Source organism: Citrobacter sp. Cf116, assembly GCF_030336505.1.
Lineage (GTDB): Bacteria > Pseudomonadota > Gammaproteobacteria > Enterobacterales > Enterobacteriaceae > Citrobacter > Citrobacter freundii.
On record NZ_JAOWEQ010000037.1, the window covers coordinates 1017395 to 1042655 of the forward strand.

General features: G+C 51.6%; 23 protein-coding genes. 10 read left to right on the forward strand and 13 right to left on the reverse strand.

The window, feature by feature from the left end; all coding sequences use genetic code 11:
• Positions 1-13: 13 nt before the first annotated feature.
• From OGV74_RS14295 to mhbT, 5 genes are read right to left on the reverse strand one after another with little or no spacing between them, the layout of a single operon-like run.
• Positions 14-1207 (reverse strand): 3-hydroxybenzoate 6-monooxygenase, encoded by a 1194-nt coding sequence (locus tag OGV74_RS14295; protein ID WP_032943986.1) that lies wholly within the window; start codon positions 1205-1207, stop codon positions 14-16.
• Between the two features lie 14 nt (positions 1208-1221).
• Positions 1222-1866 (reverse strand): maleylacetoacetate isomerase, encoded by a 645-nt coding sequence (maiA, locus tag OGV74_RS14300; protein WP_086504341.1) that lies wholly within the window; start codon positions 1864-1866, stop codon positions 1222-1224.
• A gap of 8 nt (positions 1867-1874) precedes the next feature.
• Positions 1875-2576 carry a fumarylacetoacetate hydrolase family protein gene (locus OGV74_RS14305; protein WP_016150651.1) on the reverse strand — a complete coding sequence of 234 codons (702 nt, stop codon included), beginning with the start codon at positions 2574-2576 and terminating at the stop codon, positions 1875-1877.
• A 15-nt stretch (positions 2577-2591) separates the two neighbouring features.
• On the reverse strand, positions 2592-3629 hold the full coding sequence (gene gtdA / locus OGV74_RS14310; RefSeq protein ID WP_003840127.1) for a gentisate 1,2-dioxygenase: 1038 nt from the start codon (positions 3627-3629) through the stop codon (positions 2592-2594).
• A gap of 11 nt (positions 3630-3640) precedes the next feature.
• Positions 3641-4999, reverse strand: coding sequence for a 3-hydroxybenzoate transporter MhbT (mhbT, locus tag OGV74_RS14315; RefSeq protein WP_286520999.1), 1359 nt, complete (start codon positions 4997-4999; stop codon positions 3641-3643).
• A 126-nt stretch (positions 5000-5125) separates the two neighbouring features.
• Between mhbT and OGV74_RS14320 the strand changes: the two genes are divergently transcribed.
• The 8 genes from OGV74_RS14320 to preA all read left to right on the forward strand — a co-directional run bounded on the left by OGV74_RS14320 (position 5126) and on the right by preA (position 12089).
• Positions 5126-6034, forward strand: coding sequence for a LysR substrate-binding domain-containing protein (locus tag OGV74_RS14320; RefSeq protein ID WP_003027378.1), 909 nt, complete (start codon positions 5126-5128; stop codon positions 6032-6034).
• A gap of 131 nt (positions 6035-6165) precedes the next feature.
• Positions 6166-6564: a CidA/LrgA family protein gene (locus OGV74_RS14325; RefSeq protein ID WP_003027379.1), complete on the forward strand. Its 399-nt coding sequence runs from the start codon at positions 6166-6168 to the stop codon at positions 6562-6564.
• Positions 6561-7256, forward strand: a complete 696-nt coding sequence (locus OGV74_RS14330) for a CidB/LrgB family autolysis modulator (RefSeq protein ID WP_003027380.1) — start codon at positions 6561-6563, stop codon at positions 7254-7256. The genes OGV74_RS14325 and OGV74_RS14330 overlap by 4 nt, the downstream gene beginning before the upstream one ends.
• Before the next feature lie 148 nt (positions 7257-7404).
• Positions 7405-8289 carry a cytidine deaminase gene (gene cdd / locus OGV74_RS14335; protein ID WP_003027381.1) on the forward strand — a complete coding sequence of 295 codons (885 nt, stop codon included), beginning with the start codon at positions 7405-7407 and terminating at the stop codon, positions 8287-8289.
• Between the two features lie 134 nt (positions 8290-8423).
• On the forward strand, positions 8424-9143 hold the full coding sequence (gene sanA / locus OGV74_RS14340; protein WP_003027383.1) for an outer membrane permeability protein SanA: 720 nt from the start codon (positions 8424-8426) through the stop codon (positions 9141-9143).
• A 2-nt stretch (positions 9144-9145) separates the two neighbouring features.
• Positions 9146-9385: a DUF2542 family protein gene (locus tag OGV74_RS14345; RefSeq protein WP_003027385.1), complete on the forward strand. Its 240-nt coding sequence runs from the start codon at positions 9146-9148 to the stop codon at positions 9383-9385.
• 233 nt (positions 9386-9618) lie between these two features.
• The gene (locus OGV74_RS14350; RefSeq protein WP_086504343.1) at positions 9619-10860 is read left to right on the forward strand and encodes an NAD(P)-dependent oxidoreductase; all 1242 of its coding nucleotides are present in this window, start codon (positions 9619-9621) and stop codon (positions 10858-10860) included.
• Positions 10854-12089 carry an NAD-dependent dihydropyrimidine dehydrogenase subunit PreA gene (gene preA / locus OGV74_RS14355; protein WP_003027389.1) on the forward strand — a complete coding sequence of 412 codons (1236 nt, stop codon included), beginning with the start codon at positions 10854-10856 and terminating at the stop codon, positions 12087-12089. The genes OGV74_RS14350 and preA overlap by 7 nt, the downstream gene beginning before the upstream one ends.
• 57 nt (positions 12090-12146) lie before the next feature.
• Here preA and mglC read toward each other — a convergent pair whose 3' ends face one another.
• The 6 genes from mglC to folE form a co-directional block, all read right to left on the reverse strand.
• Positions 12147-13157, reverse strand: a complete 1011-nt coding sequence (mglC, locus tag OGV74_RS14360) for a galactose/methyl galactoside ABC transporter permease MglC (RefSeq protein WP_003027393.1) — start codon at positions 13155-13157, stop codon at positions 12147-12149.
• A gap of 15 nt (positions 13158-13172) precedes the next feature.
• A complete protein-coding gene (gene mglA / locus OGV74_RS14365; protein ID WP_003027396.1) occupies positions 13173-14693 on the reverse strand; it encodes a galactose/methyl galactoside ABC transporter ATP-binding protein MglA in 1521 nt (506 codons plus the stop codon).
• Between the two features lie 71 nt (positions 14694-14764).
• On the reverse strand, positions 14765-15763 hold the full coding sequence (gene mglB, locus OGV74_RS14370; protein ID WP_003027399.1) for a galactose/glucose ABC transporter substrate-binding protein MglB: 999 nt from the start codon (positions 15761-15763) through the stop codon (positions 14765-14767).
• A 292-nt stretch (positions 15764-16055) separates the two neighbouring features.
• Complete coding sequence (gene galS / locus OGV74_RS14375; protein WP_003027402.1) at positions 16056-17081, reverse strand: HTH-type transcriptional regulator GalS; 1026 nt, start codon at positions 17079-17081, stop codon at positions 16056-16058.
• Positions 17082-17225: 144 nt separating this feature from the next.
• Positions 17226-18383 carry a DUF418 domain-containing protein YeiB gene (yeiB, locus tag OGV74_RS14380; protein WP_003840115.1) on the reverse strand — a complete coding sequence of 386 codons (1158 nt, stop codon included), beginning with the start codon at positions 18381-18383 and terminating at the stop codon, positions 17226-17228.
• Between the two features lie 14 nt (positions 18384-18397).
• The gene (gene folE, locus OGV74_RS14385) at positions 18398-19066 is read right to left on the reverse strand and encodes a GTP cyclohydrolase I FolE (protein ID WP_003027410.1); all 669 of its coding nucleotides are present in this window, start codon (positions 19064-19066) and stop codon (positions 18398-18400) included.
• Between the two features lie 322 nt (positions 19067-19388).
• Here folE and fghA point away from each other — a divergent pair, with 322 nt between their 5' ends.
• Positions 19389-20225, forward strand: a complete 837-nt coding sequence (gene fghA, locus OGV74_RS14390; RefSeq protein WP_003027413.1) for an S-formylglutathione hydrolase — start codon at positions 19389-19391, stop codon at positions 20223-20225.
• 279 nt (positions 20226-20504) lie between these two features.
• Positions 20505-22490: a ligand-gated channel protein gene (locus tag OGV74_RS14395; RefSeq protein WP_003027416.1), complete on the forward strand. Its 1986-nt coding sequence runs from the start codon at positions 20505-20507 to the stop codon at positions 22488-22490.
• Positions 22491-22554: 64 nt separating this feature from the next.
• Here OGV74_RS14395 and lysP read toward each other — a convergent pair whose 3' ends face one another.
• Both lysP and yieE read right to left on the reverse strand, forming a co-directional pair.
• A complete protein-coding gene (gene lysP / locus OGV74_RS14400) occupies positions 22555-24024 on the reverse strand; it encodes a lysine-specific permease (RefSeq protein ID WP_003027419.1) in 1470 nt (489 codons plus the stop codon).
• 195 nt (positions 24025-24219) lie between these two features.
• Positions 24220-25101, reverse strand: coding sequence for a DNA-binding transcriptional regulator YeiE (gene yieE / locus OGV74_RS14405; protein ID WP_071667258.1), 882 nt, complete (start codon positions 25099-25101; stop codon positions 24220-24222).
• Positions 25102-25261: the final 160 nt, after the last annotated feature.

Here is a 25261-nt window from a genome sequence, read left to right on the forward strand (position 1 = left end):
AGATTAAAGAGGCTCAGCGTGGCAGCAGGCAGTTATCTTCTTTCCAGCCGTATAACCATTCCATACCGCGATAAAATTCCGCCTGCGATTTGTCTTTCCACAACAGATTACGCACCTGACGCTCGACACCTGCGGCATGATAGACGCGTCCCATTTCGCGCGTTGACCAGACGATGCGTGCGGTACGCGGAATACGCACCGACTCATACAGCGCAAAGGCATCAGCCGCATCGCCGTCACACTGCTGTAACGCTTTACCTAGCGTGACAGCATCTTCCAGCGCCATACAGGCTCCTTGCGCCATATATTGCGCCACCGGGTGCGCGGCATCTCCCACCAGCGTGATGCGGTCGGTTCCCCATTTCTCTACCGGCTCACGATCGGCGGTTGACCAGCGCCGCCATGACGTCGGTTTATCCAGCATCTGACGAGGGCGTGGATGAATACCCGCAAAATAGGAGAGCACTTCCTCTTTGCTACCATCCTTCACCCCCCACTCCTCCTGCTGACGACTGTGGAAGGTCACCACCAGGTTGTACTGTTTGCCGCCGCGCAGTGGGTAGTGCACCAGATGACAATGCGGTCCGGCCCACAATACCGGCGCGTTAATGCGCAAATCTTCCGGCATATCATCGCAATCAATCACGGCGCGATAGACCACGTGCCCGGTAACCCGCGGAGCATCGCCAATCAGAGACTGACGAACAACCGATTTTACACCGTCACAGCCCACCAGAATATCTGCCGTCCAGCTGTTGCCGTGCTCGTCAAATACCGTCACGTCATTCTCTGTCTGGCGAATATCAACCACGTTAGTTGAAGTGCGATACTCAACGTTAGGATGCACCAGTGCCGCTTCCCAAACGCTGGCGTGAATATCAACCCGATGGATAACCGCATAAGGACCGCCAAAGTGATCGCGGAACGCCTGCCCGGTTTCAATGCGTACCACCTCTTTCGCATTTACCGCATCCATCATCGTGATGTGGTCGGTAAAAACGGCGCGTTGACGGGCAACTTCCCCCACGCCAAGGCTGTCCAGAGCAGAGAATGCATTCGGCCCGAGCTGAATACCCGCGCCAATTTCACCAATCTCGTGCGCTTTCTCCAGCAACATCACTTTAATGCCCTGACGGGCTAGCGATAGCGCGGTCGCCGCACCGCCAATCCCGCCACCCACGATAATTGCGCGTGTCACTTTAGCCATTGTCGTTCTCCTTATCAGGCTGGAATTTTGTCTTGTTGATTCTCGGGCGCGGCGGCGATAAACGCCGGAAGCTGGGTACAGGCATCATATACCGCCTTACAGCGTGGATATCCGCTCAGATCGCAACCCATCCGCAACGCGTTTGCCCACTGCGGGATCAGACAGCAATCCGCCAGCGTCGGTGCGTCCCCCACGCAAAACGTCCCCGAGTGACTCTGGCGCAACATCTGTTCCACCGCGCTTAACCCTTGCTGGATCCAGTGGGCATACCAGCGTTTTTTATCTTCTTCACTGACCTTTAGCTCTTCGCTCAGGTAGCGCAGCACCCGTAGATTGTTTACAGGGTGAATATCGCAGGCGATGGCATAAACGATTTCCAGCACCTTACTACGCGCCGGGAAATCGGTGGGCAGCAGCGGCGACTGTGGAAAGTGGCCATCCAGCCAGTCGGTTATCGCCAGAGACTGCCCGAGTGATTCTCCGTCATCGGTCACCAGCGTCGGCACCAGTCCCACCGCATTCATTCGCCGGTAGGCCAGTTCGTTCTGCTGACCAATGCGAATATTGACGCCCACCGTCTGGTAATCGAGCCCCTTCAGCGCCAGCGCAATGCGTACACGATATGACGCGGAGCTATTAAAGAAACTGTACAGCTTCATTATCCACCTCAGACAATCTTCACGGCGATGGGGGTTAAACCGTCTACGTTTCCGGTGATCACATCCCCTTTCACTACCGCCCCTACGCCTTCGGGTGTACCGGTGTAGATCAGATCGCCTGGCTGCAGTTCGAAAAAGCCTGACAGATAGCTGATGGTTTCATTCACAGACCAGATGAGGTGGCGAATATCGCTACGCTGGTGATCGTCGCCGTTGACCTGCAACCAGATTGGCGCATGGTTAACATCCACACTTTCGCTGGCTTTATGCAACGGCGCGATGGGCGCGGAGAGATCAAACGCTTTGCCGATTTCCCATGGACGCCCCATCTGACGCATCTCCATCTGCCGGTCACGGCGGGTCATATCCAGACCGGTGGCATAGCCCCAGATATATTCGTGCGCTTTTTCCAGCGGAATATCGCTGCCCTTTTTACCAATCGCCACCACCAGCTCTATCTCATAGTGATAGTTATCGGTCTGCGATGGGTACGGCAGTTCAAGGATCTGACCAGCTGCCACCGGGACTATCGCATCAGCAGGTTTACAGAAGAAGAACGGGGGTTCGCGATCCGGATCAAAGCCCATTTCACGCGCATGAGCGGCATAGTTACGGCCCACACAATAAACGCGGCGTACGGGAAATTGTTCATCACTACCAACCACCGGAACGGTAACAGGCGCTTGTGGTTCGAATACATATTGCGTCATTTTCTCTCTCCCAAATTAATAGCGTGCTTCACGGAACAGCCCCAGCGCTTCCTGAACCGGTCTGTCCGAAAAACTGAATAAGACGGTATCTTCGTGGGTCTGGAACGACACGCCGTGCCAGGTCGGCACCACAAAAATATCTTTTGGCGAAAAGTTGAAGGTCTCGTTACCGATGGTGACCTGCCCACTTCCTTCCACCACGTGATAGATAGTGCTGTCAGTGGTACGCGCCATTCGTGAGGAAAAGCCCTGCGGCAACAGTTGCAGGAAGGTTCCCATCGAAGGCATGGGATAACCGCCGGTTACCGGGTTGACGTAACGCATCTTGTAACCGTCCCACTCATCGGCGTCGCCCATACGGGTCAGGTCATGTAGCGCTTCACGGCTGCGATCGTAGCGATAGTTAAAAATCGGCGATGAGTTACCCTTCTGATGGCGCAGCGGCAGCATATTGGCCGCGTAGCGCGGTAAGTAATCCCCTTCCTGGCGCGTGACCGGCTGCTGATCTTCCGGGTAGTCTTCCGCAAAGCCGCAGCCCAGCAGGTTCACCAGCGGCAGATCCAGACCGTCCAGCCACACCACCGGTTCACTGCCCGGGTTGCCGTGATCGTGCCAGCGCCACTGCGGCGTCAGAATAAAATCGCCTTCATGCATCTGGGTGCGCTCGCCATCCACAGCGGTAAATGCCCCTTTCCCTTCGACAATAAAGCGCAGCGCAGACTGGTTGTGGCGGTGACTCGGCGCAACCTCGCCCGGCATAATTAACTGCAATCCTGCGTACAGCGTTGGGGTGATTGAAGACTGTCCGCGCAACATTGGGTTTTCCAGCACCAGCACGCGGCGAATCGCCTCTTTCGCGCCAATCAGATCGCCACTTTCTAACAGCAGAGGGCGGATCTCCTGATAGTTCCAGTACGCAGGCGCGCAATGTGCGTTCGGTGTTGGCGGCACCAGGCGGTGCAGCGACTCCCACAGAGGGGTCAGATTCTGCCCGGAAATATGCTGGTAAAACTGCTGACGGCTGTTCTTAACATCCTGATTCAGTTCAGACATAGGGATTCTCCTTATTCATTCACAACACCTGCGCGAGGCAGAGTATTTGAGGCAGAGGCCGACTGGCGGATAACAACCGTCAGCAGCGTAAGCATCACCGCGCTGATGGCCGCCGGGACGGCAATAATGAAAAACAGGTTATCGAATGAGAAATTCATCGCCATCATCACGCCGCCAGAAAGCGAGCCGACAATCGCGCCGCAGCGCCCCACCGCATTAGACCAGCTGACGCCCGTCGCCCGGCTTTGTGTCGGATATAGCGTGGCGGTTAACGCATTTAGACCAACCTGAGAACCGCTGATACCAATGCCGGTGCCAAAAATAGCCAGAGCCATCAACCACAGACCGTTCTCGCTCAGGCCAATCATGACGATGCACACTGCGCCCAGTGCATAACTCACGGCCAGCACGCGGAAAGGATTGTATTTATCCATCAGCATGCCCAGCGCCTGCGCCCCCAGCGTTCCTCCAATCTGGAAGGCGGCAGTTACCCATGAGGCATGCTGCAGATCAATTCCACGATGGTTTAACAGCGTTGGCATCCAACTGGAGAGCAGATAAATAATCAGCAAGCTCATAAAAAACACTACCCATAGCATCAGGGTAATAGGCAGCTGTCGCCCGACGAACAGCTGGCGAATGCTTCCTTTAGCAATCGCGGTGCCCTCGTTGAGATAAAAATGGGTAGTGTCATAACGTTCCCGGGTGATGGCGCTAACGGTTCTGGCAATCACGTTTTGCGGCAGTTGGCGACGAACCTGCCAGCGCGGGGATTCTGGAAGCGCAAACAGCAGAGCCACAAACAGCATGAGTGGTAGAACGCCTCCCAGCACCAGAATGCCGTGCCAGCCAATGACCGGCACCAGTTGCGCGCTCACAATTCCACCCATCGCCGACCCCAGGGTAAATCCACAAAACATCATGGTCACCAGCGCGCCACGCCGCCGCGCTGGCAGGTACTCTGACGTCATGGTGATGGTATTTGGCATCGCGCCGCCCAGACCTAACCCGGTAAGAAAGCGCAAAATAACCAGCGTTTGTAGATCGGGAGAAAAAGCCGAAATCAGGCTCAGGGCGCCGAACAGCGCCACGCAGAGTTCAATCACCCGTTTGCGGCCAAAACGGTCAGACAATGGGCCGCAGAGCAATGCGCCAGCGGTTAGCCCCAACAGACCTGCGCCAAACAACGGCGCCAGATCGCCGGCAGTCAGCTGCCAGTGAGTACGAATGTCGGGAGCGATAAAGCCAATAGCTGCGGTATCAAATCCGTCGAGCATGACGACCAGAAAACAGCAAATGATAACGCGCCACTGGGTCTTACCGACGGGAGCGGAATCGATCAGTGCTTGTAGATCACGTTGATGAGTCATAGTGAATGCCTCAGTGCAGGTAGAGTAGATGTCTGTTTTGTTTTAGGTATGTTGCGACTTTGTATGTTTGGAGATGAAATGTACAATGGCTTTTCATGCAGAGGCATAACCTGGAGGTTATAGCAAATGGCAAACTGGGCGCAGAAACTTAAGTTGCAACACCTGCAAACGCTTATCGCGCTGGGCGAACAGGGAAATCTGACTCACGTCGCACGGATGATGAATATCACCCAGCCAGCGTTGTCAAAATGGTTATCACAGCTCGAAGATGAGATTGGCATCACCCTCTTTGAGCGTCATAGCAAAGGCTTGCGTCCTTCCGAAGGCGGCAAACTGCTACTGCAGCATGCCCAACGCCTGCTCAATGATATGGAACGTTCGCAATATGAAATCGCCCGTTTTAAGCAAGGCGGCCTGGTGGGAAGTCTGAAGATTGGCTGCTCACCCGTGGCGACCGACTGCGTTTCAATGGCAATACTGGGTTTGCTCAAAGAGTTGCCAACCCTGAACCTTAATATCGAAGAGAAAGTGATGACCCCGCTGCTGCACGATCTGCTCGCGGGTTCGGTGGATGTCGTCGTCGGTCGCGTCGGTGGCCGGGCGCTTCAGTTGCCGCTCAATTACCAGGTGCTGTATACCGAGCCGGTCTGTTTCGTCGCCCGTCCCGATCATCCCTTGGCAAAATATCCCTTGCTCACCTGGCACGATCTGGCGAACTGGCGCTGGATTGTCTGGCCGACAGGAACCCCTATCCGGATAAGCATTGATAACGCGCTGGTTGATAACGGCGTCATGTTGCCGGAAAACATCATTGAATCGGCGTCGATCAACGTCAGTACCAACCTGCTGCAAAGTAGCGATATGATCTCTATTCTTTCTTTGCGTCTGGCACAACGGTATGCCGCCCAGGGACAGCTGGCTATTCTGAATCTGCCGAAGATTGAACAAAAAGGCAGCGTCGGCGTATTCTGGCGCAACAACGAAACACCTACTACCGCCCTGAATCGTTTTTTGTATTATCTGGCACAGGCTTAGCGCGGAGAGTTAGGGCCATCGCCCGATGTTCCAGATATCTATTTCCTCTATGCTTAGAATTCATGATGTGATCGGTAGCACGTTTTTAAGTTTAATTGTATGATGAATCAGTCTCGTCAAGGGTTTCAACTATGAGCAAAGCACTGAACGTTATCTGGCAATATTTGCGCGCATTCGTCCTGATTTATGCCTGCCTCTACGCAGGTATTTTTCTTGCGTCGCTACTTCCTATCACCATTCCGGGCAGCATTATCGGCATGCTGATTCTGTTTGTCTTACTGGCTTTGCAGGTGTTACCGGCAAAATGGGTTAACCCTGGCTGCTACGTGCTGATTCGTTATATGGCCCTGCTGTTTGTCCCGATTGGCGTGGGGATCATGCAGTACTTTGACCTGCTCCGCGCACAATTTGGTCCGGTAGTGGTGTCCTGTACCATCAGTACGCTGGTCGTTTTCCTGGTGGTGAGCTGGAGCTCGCACATTGTGCACGGTGAACGCAAAATCGTTGGGCAAAAAGGGTCTAAAGAATGATGTCGTATATCTGGTGGTCGTTACCTCTTACGCTGGCGGTATTTTTTGGCGCACGTAAGCTGGCTGCACGATTTAAAATGCCGCTATTGAACCCGCTGCTGGTTGCCATGGTGGTGATTATTCCCATTCTGCTGCTGACCGGCATTCCCTACGATCACTATTTCAAAGGCAGCGAAGTACTGAACGATTTACTGCAACCTGCCGTGGTCGCGCTGGCCTATCCGTTATACGAACAGTTGCACCAAATTCGCGCCCGCTGGAAATCAATCATTGCTATCTGTTTTGCCGGGAGCGTTGTGGCAATGGTAACAGGTACAACAATCGCTTTGTTGATGGGCGCATCACCGCAAATTGCCGCGTCTATCATGCCAAAATCGGTCACCACGCCTATCGCTATGGCCGTGGGAGGCAGTATTGGCGGGATTCCGGCTATCAGCGCCGTATGCGTTATTTTTGTCGGTATCCTCGGGGCAGTATTTGGTCATACGTTGCTTAATGCGATGCGCATTCGCACCAAGGCCGCTCGGGGGCTGGCAATGGGCACCGCGTCGCACGCCCTGGGTACCGCACGCTGTGCAGAACTGGACTACCAGGAAGGCGCGTTTAGCTCTCTGGCGCTGGTTATTTGCGGCATTATCACCTCGTTGGTTGCCCCATTCCTGTTCCCGATTATTCTGGCGGTGGTGGGTTAACCTTCATTTTTTAGCTATTTATTTGCGATGCGTTGCACATTTTTCATTTAAGTTTCATAAGTTGCATACGTAATGGGATTTGGATCACATATAAAGCCATAACAGGTCCGTAAACTACGATTCCATTACATTGTTATGAGGCATCGCCATGCATCCACGTTTTCAAACTGCTTTTGCCCAACTCGCGGATAACTTGCAATCAGCCCTGGCCCCTGTTCTGGCGGATGCGCATTTCCCCGCCATGCTGACTGCTGAGCAGGTCTCTTTGCTGAAACGCGAATCGGGACTGGACGAAGACGCGCTGGCATTCGCTCTGCTGCCGCTGGCTGCGGCCTGCGCACGTACTCCACTGTCCAATTTCAACGTTGGGGCTATTTCTCGCGGCATCAGCGGCAACTGGTACTTCGGTGGGAACATGGAGTTCCTGGGCGCGACCATGCAGCAAACTGTTCATGCCGAGCAAAGCGCTATCAGCCACGCCTGGCTGCGCGGTGAAAAAGGGCTCGCCGCCATCACCGTCAACTACACGCCGTGCGGCCACTGTCGCCAGTTTATGAATGAACTAAACAGCGGACTGGATTTACGTATTCATCTGCCGGGACGTGCGCCACACGTACTACGCGATTATCTGCCAGATGCCTTCGGCCCGAAGGATCTGGAGATTAAAACGCTGCTGATGGACGATCAGGATCACGGCTTCGCACTGCAGGGCGATGCGTTGACCCAGGCAGCAATCACCGCTGCCAATAGATGTCATATGCCGTACAGCAAATCCCCAAGCGGCGTGGCACTGGAGTGTAAAGATGGTCGTATTTTTAGCGGCAGCTATGCTGAAAATGCCGCTTTTAACCCAACCCTGCCACCACTGCAAGGCGCGTTGAACCTGTTGAATCTGAACGGTTATGATTATCCAGATATCCAACGCGCCGTGCTGGCTGAAAAAGCCGATGCGCCGTTAATTCAGTGGGATGCGACATCTGCCACGCTGAAAGCACTGGGCTGCGACAATATAGAGCGCGTGCTACTCGACTAAGTCGTGTTGCCCGATGGCGTAACGTCATCGGGCAACAGTGACTAAAATCCCCTCAATCAGATTACTGTTTCTTGCGCTACGTCTTCCGGTACAGTAGCCTGATTGAAATTCCATCCAAATAACGAGTTTTCTGCATGTTAAAGCGCGTGTTTTACAGCCTGTTAGTCCTGCTGGGCTTGCTGCTTTTGACTGTGCTTGGACTCGATCGGTGGATGAGCTGGAAGACTGCTCCCTACATTTACGACGAACTGCAGGATTTACCCTACCGCCAGGTAGGAGTGGTTCTGGGCACGGCGAAGTATTACCGCACCGGCGTCATCAATCAGTATTACCGCTACCGCATTCAGGGCGCATTGAACGCCTATAACAGCGGGAAGGTAAACTATCTGCTGTTAAGCGGCGACAACGCACAGCAAAGCTACAACGAACCCATGACGATGCGTAAAGATCTGATTGCCGCAGGCGTCGATCCCGCTGACATCGTGCTTGATTACGCCGGGTTCCGAACGCTCGACTCCATCGTGCGTACCCGTAAGGTGTTCGATACCAACGATTTCATCATTATTACCCAGCGATTCCACTGTGAACGTGCCTTGTTTATTGCGCTCCATATGGGTATCCAGGCCCAGTGCTACGCCGTACCTTCGCCAAAAGATATGCTCACCGTGCGGGTACGTGAATTTGGCGCCCGTTTTGGCGCACTTGCCGATCTCTACATTTTTAAACGTGAACCCCGCTTTTTAGGCCCACTGGTCCCTATCCCAACCATGCATCAGGTACCGGACGATGCACAGGGATATCCGGCAGTCACGCCTGAACAACTGCTCGAATTACAAAAGAAACAAGGAAAATAAGCATGGATGTACAAACCCTTTTCGTCGTGTTGGCCTTTCTGCTCATTCCCGTGTTTTGTTTTCGTGAAGCCTGGAAAGGCTGGCGCTCGGGAGCCGTAGATAAAATTAAAAAGAATGCGCGCGAACCGGTTTTCGCTTATCGCAATCAAGAGCCGCTGCAATTTTGGTCTTACGTACTGGTTTATGCTGGATGCGGGTGCTTATCCTTCGGTATGGTTATTTACTTAGTTTTTTATCGATAACGCATTTGCCTTTATATTAGCGTTTGAGAATAGCTAATATTTTGATAATAGTTACCATTTCAAGATAAGGGATTAATGCTGCCCGTCAGCATTTCCCTCAAACTATCTTCTATTTGTGAATCCTTTCACAGAATACTCTTCCTGCAGTGCTTAGCCTTAAGAATAGCCTTTCACTTTTTATATTTTGTTATTAACGGTTTGCCTTAATTTACTCAAGCATTAAGGAAGAAAATATGCCACAACAAAATTATCTGGATGAGCTCACGCCTGCTTTTACCCCATTATTAGCAATAAAAGAGGCTTCCCGCTGTTTATTATGTCACGATGCCCCCTGTAGTCAGGATTGCCCGGCGCAAACCGACCCGGGGAAATTTATTCGCTCCATTTATTTCCGTAATTTTAAAGGCGCAGCCGAAACTATCCGCGAAAATAATGCGCTCGGTGCGGTGTGCGCTCGAGTTTGCCCAACCGAAAAATTATGCCAGCGCGGGTGTACGCGTTCAGGAATTGATAAACCTATCGATATTGCGCGTCTGCAGCGCTTTATTACCGATTTTGAACAGCAAACCGCGATGAAAATCTATCAGCCGGCAACAAAAACGCTGGGCAAGGTCGCTATTATCGGTGCAGGTCCGGCAGGATTACAGGCCAGCGTAACGCTGAGCAATCTTGGTTATGACGTAACCATCTTCGAAAAACAGGCTCAGCCAGGCGGCTGGTTGCGCTATGGCATCCCAGAGTTTCGTTTGCCGCATTCGGTTTTGGATCATGAAATTGCCCGTATCGTTGAAATGGGCGTGACCATCAAGTGCAATTGTGAAGTCGGCAATGCCCTTTCCGTTGAGCAACTCAAAGCAGAATATCGCGCCGTACTGGTTACCCCAGGTATGTCTTACGGCTCAACATTGCCTCTTTTTGAGAAAGCGAATCACGTTGAAATTGCCGTCGATTTTCTGCAAAGAGCCCGGCAATCAATCGGAGATATTACCGTCGCCAAAAGTGCATTGATCATCGGCGGTGGCGACGTGGCGATGGATGTCGCCAGTACGTTGAAACTGCTGGGCTGCCCGTCAGTCACCTGTGTCGCGCGTGAAGAACTGGCTGATTTTCCGGCCAGCGATAAAGAATTCAGCAACACCCAGGCATTAGGCGTGTCGATTATTGACGGTTTCACGCCCGTGGCGGTAAGCGGAAATCAAGTTACCTTTAAGCACGTACGCCTGCCAGGCGAACTCATGCTAGAAGCCGAGCACATTATTCTTGCCGTTGGTCAACACGCTCAGCTTGATAATTTCGCCACGTTAAAGCCACAGCGCAATCTAATCAATACGCAAAACTACCAAACTGCTGATCCGGTTCTGTTTGCTGCAGGCGATATTGTTGAAGGCGATAAAACGGTCGTTTACGCCGTGAAAACCGGAAAAGAAGCCGCTCAGGCCATTCATCACTATTTAGAGGGAGCTTGCTCATGTTAACGAAAGATCTTTCTATTACCTTTTGCGGCGTCAAATTTCCCAACCCGTTCTGCCTCTCTTCCTCCCCGGTGGGCAACTGTTATGAAATGTGCGCCAAAGCCTATGATAGCGGTTGGGGCGGCATTGTTTTTAAAACGATCGGTTTCTTTATTGCGAATGAAGTTTCCCCACGTTTTGACCATCTCAGCAAAGAAGATACCGGCTTTATTGGCTTCAAAAACATGGAGCAAATTGCCGAGCATCCGCTGGAGGAGAATCTGGCTGCTATTCGGCGACTGAAACAAGACTACCCGGATAAGGTTCTGATTGCGTCGATCATGGGGGAAAATGAGCAGCAATGGCAGGAACTGGCCCGCCTGGTTGAAGAAGCGGGTGCAGATATGATCGAGTGTAACTTCTCCTGCCCGCAAATGACCTCGCATGCTATGGGCAGCGATGTAGGACAAAGCCCTGAGCTGGTTGAAAAATACTGTCGGGCGGTTAAACGCGGTTCGTCCCTGCCAATGCTGGCTAAAATGACACCAAATATTGGTGATATGTGTGAGGTGGTGCTGGCGGCAAAACGCGGAGGAGCCGACGGTATCGCGACCATCAATACGGTTAAATCCATCACTAATATCGACCTGAACAGGAAAATCGGGATGCCGGTCGTCAACGGTAAATCTAGTATTTCCGGCTACTCCGGCAAGGCCGTTAAACCTATTGCTTTGAGATTTATCCAACAACTACGCATGCACCCTGAACTGCGGGATTTTCCGATTAGCGGCATTGGAGGAATTGAGACCTGGGAAGATGCCGCCGAGTTTTTACTGTTAGGCGCGGCCACGCTGCAGGTGACCACCGGGATCATGCAATATGGATATCGGATTGTGGAGGACATGATCAGCGGGCTGTCACATTACCTCGCCGATCAAGGGTTTGACTCACTGGAGGAGATGGTGGGTCTGGCCAATGCCAATATCATCCCCGCCGAGGAGCTTGACCGTAGCTACATTGTCTATCCGAACATCCATCTTGATAAATGCGTCGGCTGTGGTCGTTGCTACATCTCCTGCTATGACGGCGGGCATCAGGCGATGGAATGGAATGAGGAAACCCGTACACCGCACTGCAATACGGAAAAATGTGTGGGATGTTTATTGTGCGGTCACGTTTGCCCGGTAGCCTGTATTGATCTGGGCGAGGTGAAATTTAAACCCGGAGAGAAAGAACATGCGTTAACGTTGTAACGCAGATAAAAAAGCCCGGTGCAGGTTGCGCTGCACCGGGCTTTTTACATTGTACGATTACTTCTTACGCGCGTACTTCAGTGAGTCCAGCGCAACCGCGAAGATGATAATGCCGCCCTTGATAATATACTGCCAGTAAGGGTTTACGCCGATGTAGGTCAGACCGTAGTTGATGACGGTGAAGATAATCACACCGGTCACCACGCCAAACACGGTACCTACCCCGCCGCTGAACGACACGCCACCAACCACGCACGCCGCAATCGCATCCAGCTCATACATAAAGCCGAGGTTGTTGGTCGCCGAGCCGATACGCCCGGCTTCCAGCAAACCACCGAAGGCATAGAACACGCCAGACAACGCATAGATAATCAACAGGTTCAGCGCAACGTTTACCCCAGACACTTTCGCTGCTTCCGGATTTCCGCCGATGGCGAAAATGTTTTTACCGAAGCGGGTCTTGTTCCACAGCACCCACACAAAGGCCACGGCAATCAGCGCGTAGAAGGTGATGTAGGAGAGTCGGAAACTGCCCAGTGCAATAAAGCCCTGTGCAAAGGTTGAAAATCCGCTATCAAAGCCAGAGATTGGCGATGCACCGACGAAGTCGTAGTACAGGGAGTTGATCCCGTAAACGATAATCATCGTACCCAGGGTGGTAATAAACGGCGTCACGTTCAGGTAAGCAATGATAATACCGTTCACCAGACCGATAATGGCACCAATCACGCAGACAATCAGCACCACTACAATGATCGGCATCGTCGCCATTTCCGGGAACACCTTGTTGGCATTCTCCATCGACTGCAACAAAGTCGCTGCCACCACTGCCGCCAAGCCAACCTGACGCCCCGCCGACAGGTCGGTCCCTTGGGTAACAATCAGTCCAGCCACACCCAATGCGATAATAATACGCACCGAGGATTGTGTGAGAATATTACTCAGGTTTAGTAAGCTTAAGAAAGTGGGATCCTGGAAAATAATAATCGCCAGCAAAACCAAAAGAACAACGTAAATTCCGCCTTCTTTCAGGTAAGTAAGAAAACTTTTCTTATTTAACGCACTCATGAGGAGCCCCTAATCTTAAAGGTGCAAAGACGCAAGACGGAGGATTTCGTTTTGCGTTGTTGTTTTAGTGTCAACAATTCCGGCAACGAGACCATTGCTCATCACCAGAATACGATCGGTAATACCCAGCAACTCCGGCATTTCAGAGGAAATAATAATAATCCCCTTATCCTTTTTCGCGAGTTCAGCAATTAACTGGTAAATTTCAAATTTCGCGCCAACATCGATTCCACGCGTCGGTTCATCCAGCATCAGAATTTCTGGCTGCGTTAATAACCAACGACCAATAACCACCTTTTGCTGATTACCGCCAGAAAGTGAACCAATTTGCGTACGATGGCCCGGTGTTTTCACCCTCATGGAGTCAATTACCCACTGGGTATCACTCTTCATGCGGGAATTATCCAACAGACCGACTTTGTTTTTGTAATTTTGGATATTAGAAATTAACGAGTTAAAACCAATGTCCAGATACGCATAAATACCGGTTGAGCGGCGCTCTTCCGTGACCAGCGCAAAACCATGGTTGATGGCTTCATTTGCACTGTGGTTATTAATCTTTTTGCCGTGTAGCGTAATCGTACCCGATGATTTCTCACGAATACCAAAAAGCGTTTCAACAATATCCGTGCGTTTTGCGCCGACCAGACCGGCAATCCCGAGAATTTCCCCTTTGTGTAAATCAAACGAGATATCACGAATCGACGGCTGACGCAGCGAGGTCAGGTTACGCACTTGCAGAATGACTTCACCAGGTTTGTTTTCTTTATCCGGAAAACGTTGGTTCAGTGAACGCCCTACCATCATGGCGATGATCTTATCCATATCCAGCCCTTCCAGCGGCTGGGTCGCAATCCACTGGCCGTCGCGTAGAACGGTAATTTCATCACACAGCTGGAAAATTTCTTCCATTTTGTGAGAAATATAAACAATACCGCATCCACGCTCTTTCAGCTTACGGATGATGGTGAACAGATGATTAACTTCTTTCTCGGTTAACGATGACGTTGGTTCATCCATGATGACGATTTTGGCGTCATAGGAGAACGCCTTCGCAATTTCAATCATCTGCATTTGTGAAACGGATAATGTGCCGACGCGCGCACGCGGATCGATATCAATATCCAGTTCATCAAATATCGCTTTGGTATCGCGGTACATTTTTTCCTGATCGACAAACATGCCTTTGGTGGGATAGCGTCCCAGCCACATGTTGTCCATCACAGAGCGTTGTAATACCAGGTTTAATTCCTGGTGTACCATCGAAATACCATTCTCAAGCGCTTCCTTAGCAGAATGAAAGTCGATTTCTTTACCCTGAAATAAAATACTGCCGGAATCTTTTTGATAGATGCCGAAAAGACATTTCAATAATGTTGATTTCCCCGCGCCATTCTCCCCCATTAAGGCGTGAATAGAATGCGGGCGGACTTTTAAATTGACATTATCAAGCGCCTTAACGCCGGGGAAGGACTTGTTGATGCCGGTCATTTCCAACAAGTATTCGCCTGACGACTGAGTATGTGTGCTGACCATAATTATACCTTGTTGGCCTTGCAGAGTGCGTTATTAAGGGCGCAATGAAATTGCGCCCACAGACGGAGTATTTACTTATTGGTGAACTCGGCCAGATTATCTTTATCGACACCTACGTACGGAACGCGAACAATCTTGTTCTCAATTTTCCAGTTAGTGCCATCTGCCGCACCTTTGCCATCAGCCAGGTTTTTCGCCAGATCAAAGGTGGCTTTCGCCTGGTTATTAGCATCGTTCAGCACGGTACCGGCCATAGCGCCAGATTTCACCAGCGCCAGTGCTTCAGGCAAGGCATCCACGCCAAATACCGGTACGCTGGTTTTATTGTGTGCCTTCAGCGCTTCAACTGCGCCCATTGCCATCGCATCGTTGTTGGCGATAACGACTTCGATTTTGTTCGCGTTCGGACCGGACATCCACGCATCCATCTTATCTTTCGCCTGAGCGGTATCCCACATTGCAGTATCTAACTGCAGTTGCTCAGTTTTAATGCCTTTGTCGTTCAGCTCTTTAATCACGTAAGTAGTACGTGCTTCAGCATCCGGGTGTCCCGGTTCGCCTTTCAGCAGAACAAACTGAATTTTGCCGTCTTTGTTCAGGTCCCAGTTCGGGTTAGCTGCCCAGTGTTTGGCAATCAAATCACCCTGAATAATACCGGACTCTTTAGAGTCAGTACCGACGTAATACGCTTTGTCATAGCTGTCCAGCGCCTTGCGAGAAGGTTCTTTGTTGAAGAACACGATCGGTACGTTCTGTCCGCGTGCTTTTTCAATGACCGTGCCTGCAGCTGCCGGGTCAACCAGGTTAATCGCCAGTGCTTTAACGCCTTTTGCCAGCAGCACGTCGATCTGATCGTTTTGTTTGGACTGGTCGTTCTGCGAGTCGTTCATCAGCAGTTGTACATCTGGCGCCGCTTTGGCATCTTTTTCAATAGCCTTACGTACCACTGACATAAAGTTATCGTCATACTTATAGATAGTCACACCAATACGGGTATCAGCAGCGTGCGCAGCCGCGCCGAATAACATGCTTGCCATTACAGCAGACAGGGTCAACACCTTCTTATTCATGGTATCTCCGGTTTTATTATGCAGGGTAGTACTTGAGATAAATGCTCGGCAGGCAGAACGTTACTGAAGTGTTACTGAACGCCGAAGCTCACTTTTAAAAATATTTCTTCCGTGTCTGGCAACGCTCCCAAAACAGGCTTTAATTATCGTTTAAGGCAGCTATACCTCGATGAAAGTGATTATTCACCGTTACATAGTAGTTACAGCGCAACAAACAGTGTCATCATAGCTATCGCATTGTTAATATACTGTGAATTTACTCACATATTGAAAGCGGTTACATCGCGATGCGTTATAAGTTAGTGATCGGTGCCGCATTCTGCCGCAGCGCCACTGAATGGCGACGTACCAGCGTCGGCATAAAGCAATGCGTCGCCTGCGGATCCAGCGTGCCAGCCGCGCCCTGTAGTGCAAGCTCCGTCGCCATTTTTGCCATAGAGGCAATGGGATAGCGCACGGTGGTTAGCTGCGGATCGGTGTAACGCGCGATGGGAATATCATCGAAGCCAATGATTGAAAGGTGTAATGGAATAGCGATACCGTTATCTTTTAGCGCGGTCAGCGCGCCAGCGGCCATATTGTCGTTATAAGCGAAGACTGCCGTCAGTTGTAAATTGCGCCCCAGCAGTTCCACCATCGCAGACTCTCCGCCCTGCATATCGGGCGAACCGGTGCCGACCCAACTTTCTGCCGCAACAATCCCCTGCTCTTTCAGAGCAGTTAACCACCCTTCTTTGCGCATGGTGTCATCTTCAATGCGATGGCTTGATGCCAGATAACCGATGCGTTGATGACCATTATTCAGCAACATACGGGTCGCCATTTTAGCGCCGCTGATGTTATCCAGGCAGACGCAACGGTGGGCGTAACCCGGTACCAGGCGATTGATCAGCACCATGCCGGGGATTTGATCCATAAACTCGGCCAGTTCCCGATCGCTCAGTGCTTTAGAGTGTACAATCAATGCGTTACAGCGTTGGCGAATCAACACCTCAATGGCATGACGTTCTTTTTCCGCCTCATGGTAGCTGTTGCCAATCAGGACATACTTCTGATGCTGCTGGGCAACCATATCCACGGCTTTTACCAGCGCGCCAAAAAACGCATCTGATACATCCATGACGACAACACCAATCGTATCGCTTACCTGCGTCGCCAGCGCTTGTGCGTTGGCATTAGGTCGATAGCCAAGCTGAGTGACTGCTTTCATTACCGCTTCACGCGTATCGGGACTCACCAGCGCACTGTTGTTCAGTACGCGGGAAACGGTCGCTACAGAAACGCCAGACTGCCGTGCCACATCACGAATGGTTACCATATTCACTGCCCTGTTTTAGATTGCGGCTGCCCGCAGACACCCCAGGCTGGGTATTTTGTCAGCACAATGAAACGGACTGCGTGAGTGATGTCACAGGAATGAAAGCGCTTACATCCATTTTGTTAATGAATGTGATCCAGATCGTTATCTGGATGTTCGCGGTAATGATGTCCCTGCAGCACGCAGGGTTAATTGACGCCACAGCCATTCCACCGGGCCCTGGCGGTAATAACGTAGCCATATCACGGAGAAAAGTAAGTTAATGACCCAGACCGGGATGACGAAATACAGCAGCTCCAGCCGGTCGAATTTCATAAATAAGCCGAATTGATAGAATAGCGTGGTACAGATTAAGGTTTGTAACAGATAGTTGGTTAACGCCATGCGTCCCACACAGGCGACGGCAATGACCCATTTTAAACGGCTAAGCTGCGGCCAGAAACCGTACATCAGCGCGGCGTAACCAATGGTCTGCATCGGCGCTCCCAGCTCTCGCGGGGCTTGTAACAGGAAAGCACACCAGCGGTAGGCCCAGTCCAGGTTCCACTGAGCGATGATAGCAGGCAGGTTTATCGCCATCCCAATAATGACCAGCAGCACGCCGGTACGTCGATAGTGCTGCAAACTGTACTGCCCTTTTAGCCAACCGCTGCGCATTAATGCCGCGCCGAGCAGCATCATCCCCGCCAGTTGCCAGCCATACTGAGCACCCAACGCCAGCAAGCTATTGGACATCATATCCACGCGATTGCTGATTGCTTCCATTCCGCCGTTCACTTTCCAGTATTTTTCATACAGCAACGCTGAAGCATCCGGCGTCCAGGCGCGGCTAGTTTCGCTCCCGGAGATCACACCCAACAGCAGCAGTACGCCAACGCCCACCAGATACAGCAGCACACCAGTATTAAATAAGCTTTTTACCGACGGCGCATCCCGGATCAGCCGCCAGCAAATCAGGCCGATCAAGCCATATGCCAGCAGGATATCGCCATCCCAGAAGAGTAAACCGTGAATAAAACCCAATAACACCAGCAGCGTAAGCCGTGACTGGATCCAGCGTTTACCGCGTGGGAGCAGCATTTGCAGACCGGCACCGAACAGCAGCGCAAACAGCGTGAGGAATTTTACCTGCGCAAAGAGATCGAGCAGCGCCCAGGTCCAGGCATCGGATAAGGTGATGTCGCCATACCACGCAGGATTGAGATATGCCGCCTTTGGCAAGCCAAAGGCGCTAATATTGAGAAGCAGGATACCTAGAATGGCGACGCCACGAATAAAATCCAGCGTGACATTACGCTCCATGGTTCCTGCCCTAATCAGTTGTGATGACGTACTGCGCGCAGGAATTCCTGACGCGTGTTCTGGCTGGACTTAAACAATCCACCAAGAGAAGTGGTGGTGGTCGCACTGGTCGCATCACGAATGCCGCGCGCTTTCACACAGTAATGCACCGCATCAATCGACACCGCCACATTATTCGTCCCGAGCAGCGTTTGCAGCGCGGTGAGAATTTGCTGGGTCAGGCGTTCCTGTACCTGTGGGCGCTGGGCGAAGAACTGCACAATGCGGTTAATCTTCGACAGACCAATAACCGAATCTTTCGGAATATACGCCACCGTCGCTTTGCCATCGATAGTGACAAAGTGGTGTTCGCAGGTGCTGGTCAACGTAATATCGCGGACCGTGACCATCTCGTCCACCTTCATTTTATTTTCAATGACGGTGATTTTCGGGAAGTTGGCGTAATCGAGGCCGGAGAAAATCTCATCGACATACATTTTCGCAATGCGATGCGGAGTTTCCATCAGACTGTCATCGCTCAAATCGAGATTGAGCAATTGCATAATCTCGGTCATATGGCCAGAGATAAGACGTTTGCGTGTTTCGTTATCCATCTCTTGCACGGGCGGGCGCAGCGGGGTTTCGAGACCACGCGCAACCAGCGCTTCATGAACCAGTGCCGCTTCTTTACTGAGTGATGACATTTCTTCTTCTCCTGCAGGTGGGGCGCCTCTGCCCTGCATGGGGCAAAGTTTTTAGGCTGTATCACAGCCAGAACATTGTGCGTGAGGCGGCGCACATAATCCAGTATTCACCGCGATAATTATTGAAATTGGCACAGCCTTTCAGCTGTAGCAACTTCACTTTCTGTTCAGCCCGGTGACGTCGAGTGTTAATGTAAAGTTATATAGATGATGAAGTATGTTTGCTCAATGCGGAAGTGAAAGTTACTCACAGTGCAATGAATAATCTGTATTATGGTGAGTTCGCAAACACATACAGGTTCAACACAACAAGGAGCCACGCATGGAAATGCTTGAAGAGCACCGCTGTTTTGAAGGCTGGCAGCAACGCTGGCGTCACGACTCCGCCACGTTAAATTGCGCCATGACCTTCAGTATTTATCTTCCACCACCCCGCGATAACGCCCCGCCTCCGGTGCTGTACTGGCTGTCGGGCCTGACCTGCAATGATGAAAACTTCACCACCAAAGCCGGCGCACAGCGCATCGCGGCTGAGCTCGGTATTGTTCTGGTGATGCCAGACACCAGCCCGCGCGGCGAGCAGGTTGCCAACGATGATGGCTACGATTTAGGCCAGGGCGCGGGATTTTACCTCAATGCCACTCAGCAGCCATGGGCAACGCATTTTCGTATGTATGACTATCTGCGTGATGAGCTTCCGGCACTGATTCATTCGCAGTTTAACGTCAGCGATCGCTGCGCCATCAGCGGGCACTCTATGGGGGGTCACGGCGCATTGATTATGGCGCTGAAAAATCCCGGGAAATACACCAGCGTTTCAGCCTTTGCGCCGATCGTAAACCCTTGTCGCGTTCCGTGGGGCGAGAAGGCTTTTAGCGCTTATCTGGGTGAAGATAAAACACAATGGACTGAGTGGGATAGCTGCGCGTTAATGCTGGCCAGTAAGCCCACAGACGCGATTCCGACGCTAATTGATCAAGGAGACAGCGATCAGTTTCTTGCCGATCAGTTGCAGCCCGCAGTGCTGGCCGAAATAGCCCGTCAGACTGCATGGCCAATGACGCTACGCATCCAGCCAGGTTACGACCACAGCTATTACTTTATTGCGTCGTTTATTGAGGATCACCTGCGCTTCCACGCCCAGTATTTGCTGAAGTAATTTCTGAGTTGAGGGCGTAAGCCCTCTTCATTTCTCCATCATTCCTTCACTTTTTCTCCTTTTTTCTTCCTTTACTATCTTATTGATTAAAAAAGCATTTCACCCTAAATCACATCAAACACAAATGATTTCTATTATCATTTGTGTTTACAAATATTCATACTTTTGTACAATCCTCCCGCTTCTTTACTGAAAAGAGTCCTTAAAAGACAAATACATACAATTGTCATGGCCTTTCACATGACGCGCAGTTTGATTCATTTAAATGGAATGATACAAATGACTATACCTCACGTTAAGGCTGTAGCTGCCGCAGTATGCGTCGCCAGTCTCCCATCACTCGGCCATGCCGCTGAACAAGATACCGTGGTAGTTACCGCTACCGGCTTTGAGCAGAAAATTCAGGATGCCCCGGCTTCGATATCTGTTATTACCAAGCAGCAGATTGAGGACAAAGCCTATCGCGATGTCACCGATGCGCTAAAAGATGTCCCTGGCGTCGTCGTCACCGGCGGGGGGAGCAGCAGCGATATCAGTATTCGCGGTATGGCTTCGCAATACACGCTCTTCCTGGTCAACGGTAAACGCATCAGCACCCGCGGCACACGTCCTAATAGCGACAACTCAGGTATTGAACAAGGTTGGCTGCCGCCGCTTGAATCCATCGAGCGTATCGAAGTCATCCGTGGCCCGATGTCATCCCTGTACGGCTCCGACGCGATGGGCGGTGTCATTAACGTCATCACCAAGAAAGTGTCGAATACCAAAGCCTGGACCGGTTCTCTGCACGGCGATGCCACTTTCCAGGAAGACAGAGACTCTGGCGATATTTACCAGACCAACGCCTATGCGTCTGGGCCACTGATTGACGGATTACTTGGCGCGAAGGTGACCGGGTTATTCTCCCATCGGGCGGAAGATAAAATCCTCAATGGCTACAATGAACAGCGTATGCGTAACGGGGGCTTAACCCTGAACTTTACGCCAGACGATAAAAACGATATCGATTTCGATTACGCACGTGAATTGCAGGATCGCGACAGTACCCCAGGCAAATCTATGGCTGAGGAAAACTGTCGTAACGGAAGCTGTAAGCCGAACAGCAAAAGCGAAAGCAAGTATGTGCACACGACATATTCACTAACCCACAGCGGTTATTACGACGACTTCAACTCCACCAGCTATGTCCAGCAGGAAGAGAGCGAAAACCCGGGTCGCCAGATGAAGTCCTACAACACGATTTTCAATAACCAGAACCAGGTATTCCTTGGAGCGCATACCCTGACGCTAGGCGGGCAATACCGTTATGAAAAACTGCGCGATAACGGCAACCAGCTGCAAGCGGCTGATGGGCTGAACAAACTGACCCGCTGGAGCTGGGCGTTGTTTGCTGAAGATGAATGGGCCGTTACCGATACCTTTACGCTGACCGGCGGTCTGCGTATGGATAAGGATGAAAACTACGGTGACAACTGGACGCCACGCGGCTATGGCGTATGGCATCTGAGCGATCAATGGACCTTAAAAGGCGGCGTTTCGGCGGGCTATCGCGCCCCGGATCTGCGCCAGTCATCAGCAAACTGGGGACAGGTCACCGGCGGCGGTCGTCTGAACGGAATCATTGTCGGCAACCCGGACCTGAAGCCGGAGAAAAGCCTCAGCGAAGAAATCGGCTTACTGTGGGATAACGGCGATAACCTCAACGCGGGCGTCACCCTGTTCAATACCGACTTCAAGAACAAAATCACTGAAGTGCGCCGTTGTAACAGCAGTTCCGATCCGGCCTGCACCATCGGCAATACCCATTATGACTTCGTCAGCGATCGCGTTAACGTCGATAAAGCCAATATGCGTGGCGTAGAATCCACCTTCGGCTGGAAGATTACGTCAGACGTCAACTGGACCGCGAACTACACCTACACGGAATCTGAGCAGAAAAGCGGTCAGTTCTCCGGCCAGCCGTTGAACAAAATGCCGAAGCATATGTTTAACACGACGCTGGACTGGCAGGCCACGCAAGATCTCGGTTTCTGGAGCCGCCTGAATCTGCGTGGAAAAACGTCTGAATACCTGAGCCGTACTTCCATGGCACAGGGTACGCCGTCCTATACGCAGGTCGATGTGGGTTTACGTTACTATGCCACCAAGGATCTGTTGATGACCGCTGGCGTGTATAACGTGCTGGATAAGCAAATCGATTACGATACCTACGACACCGTTCTCGATGGTCGTCGTTACACGGTTGGCATGACATACAGCTTCTAAGTCTGACGCAATAAAAAACCCCGGCACTCATCATGCCGGGGTTTTTGTTATGCTTTTTATACTGTTATTTCTTCACGCGACCCGGGAATTTCATTTCGCTGTAGCGAACAAAATGAGTTCCTTTGGTCAGCTTATAGCCAAACCAGATAATCAGGAACAGCGGGATACCAATATAGGTAGCCATCACGCCGCCCCAGTCAATGCTGTCTTTCAGGAACGCTTCGTAGTTCTGGCCGAGAGTGATAATCAGGCACAGCACAAAGGCGAAGATCGGACCCAGCGGGAAGAAGCCAGAACGGTACGGCAGATCCTTCACATCGTGGCCCTGCAGCACATAACCGCGACGGAAGCGATAGTGGCTAATGGCGATCCCCAGCCAGGCGATAAAGCCCGTCATCCCGGAAGTATTCAGCAGCCACAGGTATACGGTCTGATTGCCAAACATCGAGGTCAGGAAGCACAGCCCCGCCACCACGGTGGTCGCATACAGCGCGTTACGCGGTACGCCGCCACGAGAAAGTTTACCGAAAATACGTGGCGCTTTACCGTCACATGCCAGGGTGTAAAGCATACGCGTGGAAGCGTACATCCCGGAGTTACCTGCAGACAGCACCGCCGTCAGGATAACTGCGTTCATAACCGCTGCCGCAGACAGCAGACCCGCATGCTGGAATACCAACGTGAACGGGCTAACGCTGATGTCTTTCACATCGTTGCGCAGCAGGCTTGGATCGGTGTACGGAATAATCAGGCTGATAATCAAAATCGCGAACACATAGAACAGCAGGATTCGCCAGAATACCTGACGTACCGCACGTGGAATGTTCTTTTCAGGATCTTCAGATTCACCTGCCGCGATACCGATAAGCTCCGTCCCCTGGAAGGAGAAGCCGACGATCATCGCCACACCAATCATCGCAGCAAAACCACCGGCAAACGGTGCATCACCGGTCGTCCAGTTGCTCCAGCCCACCGGCTGAGCGCCTTTGAAGATACCGAAAATCATCATTACGCCAACTACGATGAAGATAATGACGGTGGTAACTTTGATCAGTGAGAACCAATATTCCGCTTCACCAAATCCGCGAACGGAAATGTAGTTCAGCAGGAAGATCACGCCGAGGAACAACGCACTCCAGATCCAACCCGGCGTGTCCGGGAACCACCAGCTCATCACCAGCTGTGCGGCCACCAGGTCAACGGCAATCGTTACCGCCCAGTTGTACCAGTAGTTCCAGCCCAGCGCGAAGCCAAAGCCTTCTTCTACGTAGTTCTGACCGTAGGTGGAAAACGAGCCAGAAACCGGCATATAGGCCGCCAGTTCACCGAGGCTGGTCATCAGGAAATACACCATCAGACCGATCAGAATATAAGAGAACAACGCGCCGCCAGGACCCGCTGCAGAAATAGTTGCACCAGATGCAACGAAAAGACCTGTACCGATGGAGCCTCCAATGGCAATCATCGTCAGGTGACGCGCCTTCAGTTCACGACGTAGCGTGGGCGCTTCTGTGGTTTTAGTTTCGGAAACCATGTGAAAATGCTATCCATCCAAAAAATGAGGCGCGATTGTAGCAGACGAAACGGCATTCTTCCGGCACAAATGCGCTGTTATAAGAGACCTTCATGACTGGCCGCGGATTATAAGTAAAGCAGAAAATAGAGGGGGCAAGGCGGTTAAAACGCAACCGCCAGTATGCAAAAAGGAGTCATTACGACAGTGAACGTCCTATTCCCCCTGCTCTACCTGGTCGCTGTAGTGCAAAAAGCGCGTAATGGAATTGGAGATATGTTTTTGTCGATGATGAACACGCCACAGCGTGCGGACCAAACGTGGAAGCGGCACAGGAACTTCGCTCAGCGTTCCCGCCTGTAACTGCTCGGCAATGACCCGCCGTGACAAACAGCTGATCCCGAGGCCATGGCGCACCGCATGCTTAATGGCCTCGGAGTTACCCAACTCCATTGCCATCTGAAATCTCGGCAAATGAGACAACAGCAGGTAATCCACCAGTTCACGCGTACCCGATCCTCGTTCACGCAGTATCCACGGCGAAGCAGCCAGTTGTTCCAGCGTAACGGGTCCCTTTGTAAGCGGTGACGACGGTGCGGCGAACACCACCAGCTCGTCTTCCAGCCACGGTTCAGAGATAATTTCCGTACTGTGACACGGCCCTTCAATCAGCCCGATGTCTACCCGGAAATCCAGCACCGCATTGATCACGTCCTGGCTGTTGCCCACGCTAAGCTCCAGCGGCAAATCAGGGAAATCATGCCGATAGCGGGCGATCATGGCAGGGAGAATATAGTTGCCAATGGTGCTACTGGCATAAACCCGGATAGCGCCATTATCTTCGCGGAAAAGCTGTTCGATTTCGGTCGTTTGCTCGAGTAGCGCCAGCGCCCGTGGGTAGAGCAAGCGCCCGTGTTCGTTGACCACCAATCGTTTACCAACACGGTCAAACAGTTGCACGCCGAGTTGCCCTTCCAGATCGGTAAGTGCCGCACTCACCGCCGACTGCGACAATGCCAGCATGACAGACGCCTGGGTCGTTGAGCCGCTTTTTAATACCTCAGCAAACACTTCAAGTTGTCGCAGGGTGATATGCATAGTCGTTTTCCACCGGATAACCGTTTCTTATACCCTAAATAATTCGAGTTGCAGCCAGCGCACATGCAACCTGAAGTATGACGGGTATACCACTTATATAGATTAATTATAAATATATAATCAATTTTATTTTTAAACCACTTCGCCGTACTCTTTTACC

What these genes read in the sequence shown, in the direction of transcription:
- OGV74_RS14295 (WP_032943986.1), bottom strand. Translation starts at nt 1,207, where the DNA reads ATGGCTAAAGTGACACGCGCAATTATCGTGGGTGGCGGGATTGGCGGT.
- maiA (WP_086504341.1), bottom strand. Translation starts at nt 1,866, where the DNA reads ATGAAGCTGTACAGTTTCTTTAATAGCTCCGCGTCATATCGTGTACGC.
- OGV74_RS14305 (WP_016150651.1), bottom strand. Translation starts at nt 2,576, where the DNA reads ATGACGCAATATGTATTCGAACCACAAGCGCCTGTTACCGTTCCGGTG.
- gtdA (WP_003840127.1), bottom strand. Translation starts at nt 3,629, where the DNA reads ATGTCTGAACTGAATCAGGATGTTAAGAACAGCCGTCAGCAGTTTTAC.
- mhbT (WP_286520999.1), bottom strand. Translation starts at nt 4,999, where the DNA reads ATGACTCATCAACGTGATCTACAAGCACTGATCGATTCCGCTCCCGTC.
- OGV74_RS14320 (WP_003027378.1), top strand. Translation starts at nt 5,126, where the DNA reads ATGGCAAACTGGGCGCAGAAACTTAAGTTGCAACACCTGCAAACGCTT.
- OGV74_RS14325 (WP_003027379.1), top strand. Translation starts at nt 6,166, where the DNA reads ATGAGCAAAGCACTGAACGTTATCTGGCAATATTTGCGCGCATTCGTC.
- OGV74_RS14330 (WP_003027380.1), top strand. Translation starts at nt 6,561, where the DNA reads ATGATGTCGTATATCTGGTGGTCGTTACCTCTTACGCTGGCGGTATTT.
- cdd (WP_003027381.1), top strand. Translation starts at nt 7,405, where the DNA reads ATGCATCCACGTTTTCAAACTGCTTTTGCCCAACTCGCGGATAACTTG.
- sanA (WP_003027383.1), top strand. Translation starts at nt 8,424, where the DNA reads ATGTTAAAGCGCGTGTTTTACAGCCTGTTAGTCCTGCTGGGCTTGCTG.
- OGV74_RS14345 (WP_003027385.1), top strand. Translation starts at nt 9,146, where the DNA reads ATGGATGTACAAACCCTTTTCGTCGTGTTGGCCTTTCTGCTCATTCCC.
- OGV74_RS14350 (WP_086504343.1), top strand. Translation starts at nt 9,619, where the DNA reads ATGCCACAACAAAATTATCTGGATGAGCTCACGCCTGCTTTTACCCCA.
- preA (WP_003027389.1), top strand. Translation starts at nt 10,854, where the DNA reads ATGTTAACGAAAGATCTTTCTATTACCTTTTGCGGCGTCAAATTTCCC.
- mglC (WP_003027393.1), bottom strand. Translation starts at nt 13,157, where the DNA reads ATGAGTGCGTTAAATAAGAAAAGTTTTCTTACTTACCTGAAAGAAGGC.
- mglA (WP_003027396.1), bottom strand. Translation starts at nt 14,693, where the DNA reads ATGGTCAGCACACATACTCAGTCGTCAGGCGAATACTTGTTGGAAATG.
- mglB (WP_003027399.1), bottom strand. Translation starts at nt 15,763, where the DNA reads ATGAATAAGAAGGTGTTGACCCTGTCTGCTGTAATGGCAAGCATGTTA.
- galS (WP_003027402.1), bottom strand. Translation starts at nt 17,081, where the DNA reads ATGGTAACCATTCGTGATGTGGCACGGCAGTCTGGCGTTTCTGTAGCG.
- yeiB (WP_003840115.1), bottom strand. Translation starts at nt 18,383, where the DNA reads ATGGAGCGTAATGTCACGCTGGATTTTATTCGTGGCGTCGCCATTCTA.
- folE (WP_003027410.1), bottom strand. Translation starts at nt 19,066, where the DNA reads ATGTCATCACTCAGTAAAGAAGCGGCACTGGTTCATGAAGCGCTGGTT.
- fghA (WP_003027413.1), top strand. Translation starts at nt 19,389, where the DNA reads ATGGAAATGCTTGAAGAGCACCGCTGTTTTGAAGGCTGGCAGCAACGC.
- OGV74_RS14395 (WP_003027416.1), top strand. Translation starts at nt 20,505, where the DNA reads ATGACTATACCTCACGTTAAGGCTGTAGCTGCCGCAGTATGCGTCGCC.
- lysP (WP_003027419.1), bottom strand. Translation starts at nt 24,024, where the DNA reads ATGGTTTCCGAAACTAAAACCACAGAAGCGCCCACGCTACGTCGTGAA.
- yieE (WP_071667258.1), bottom strand. Translation starts at nt 25,101, where the DNA reads ATGCATATCACCCTGCGACAACTTGAAGTGTTTGCTGAGGTATTAAAA.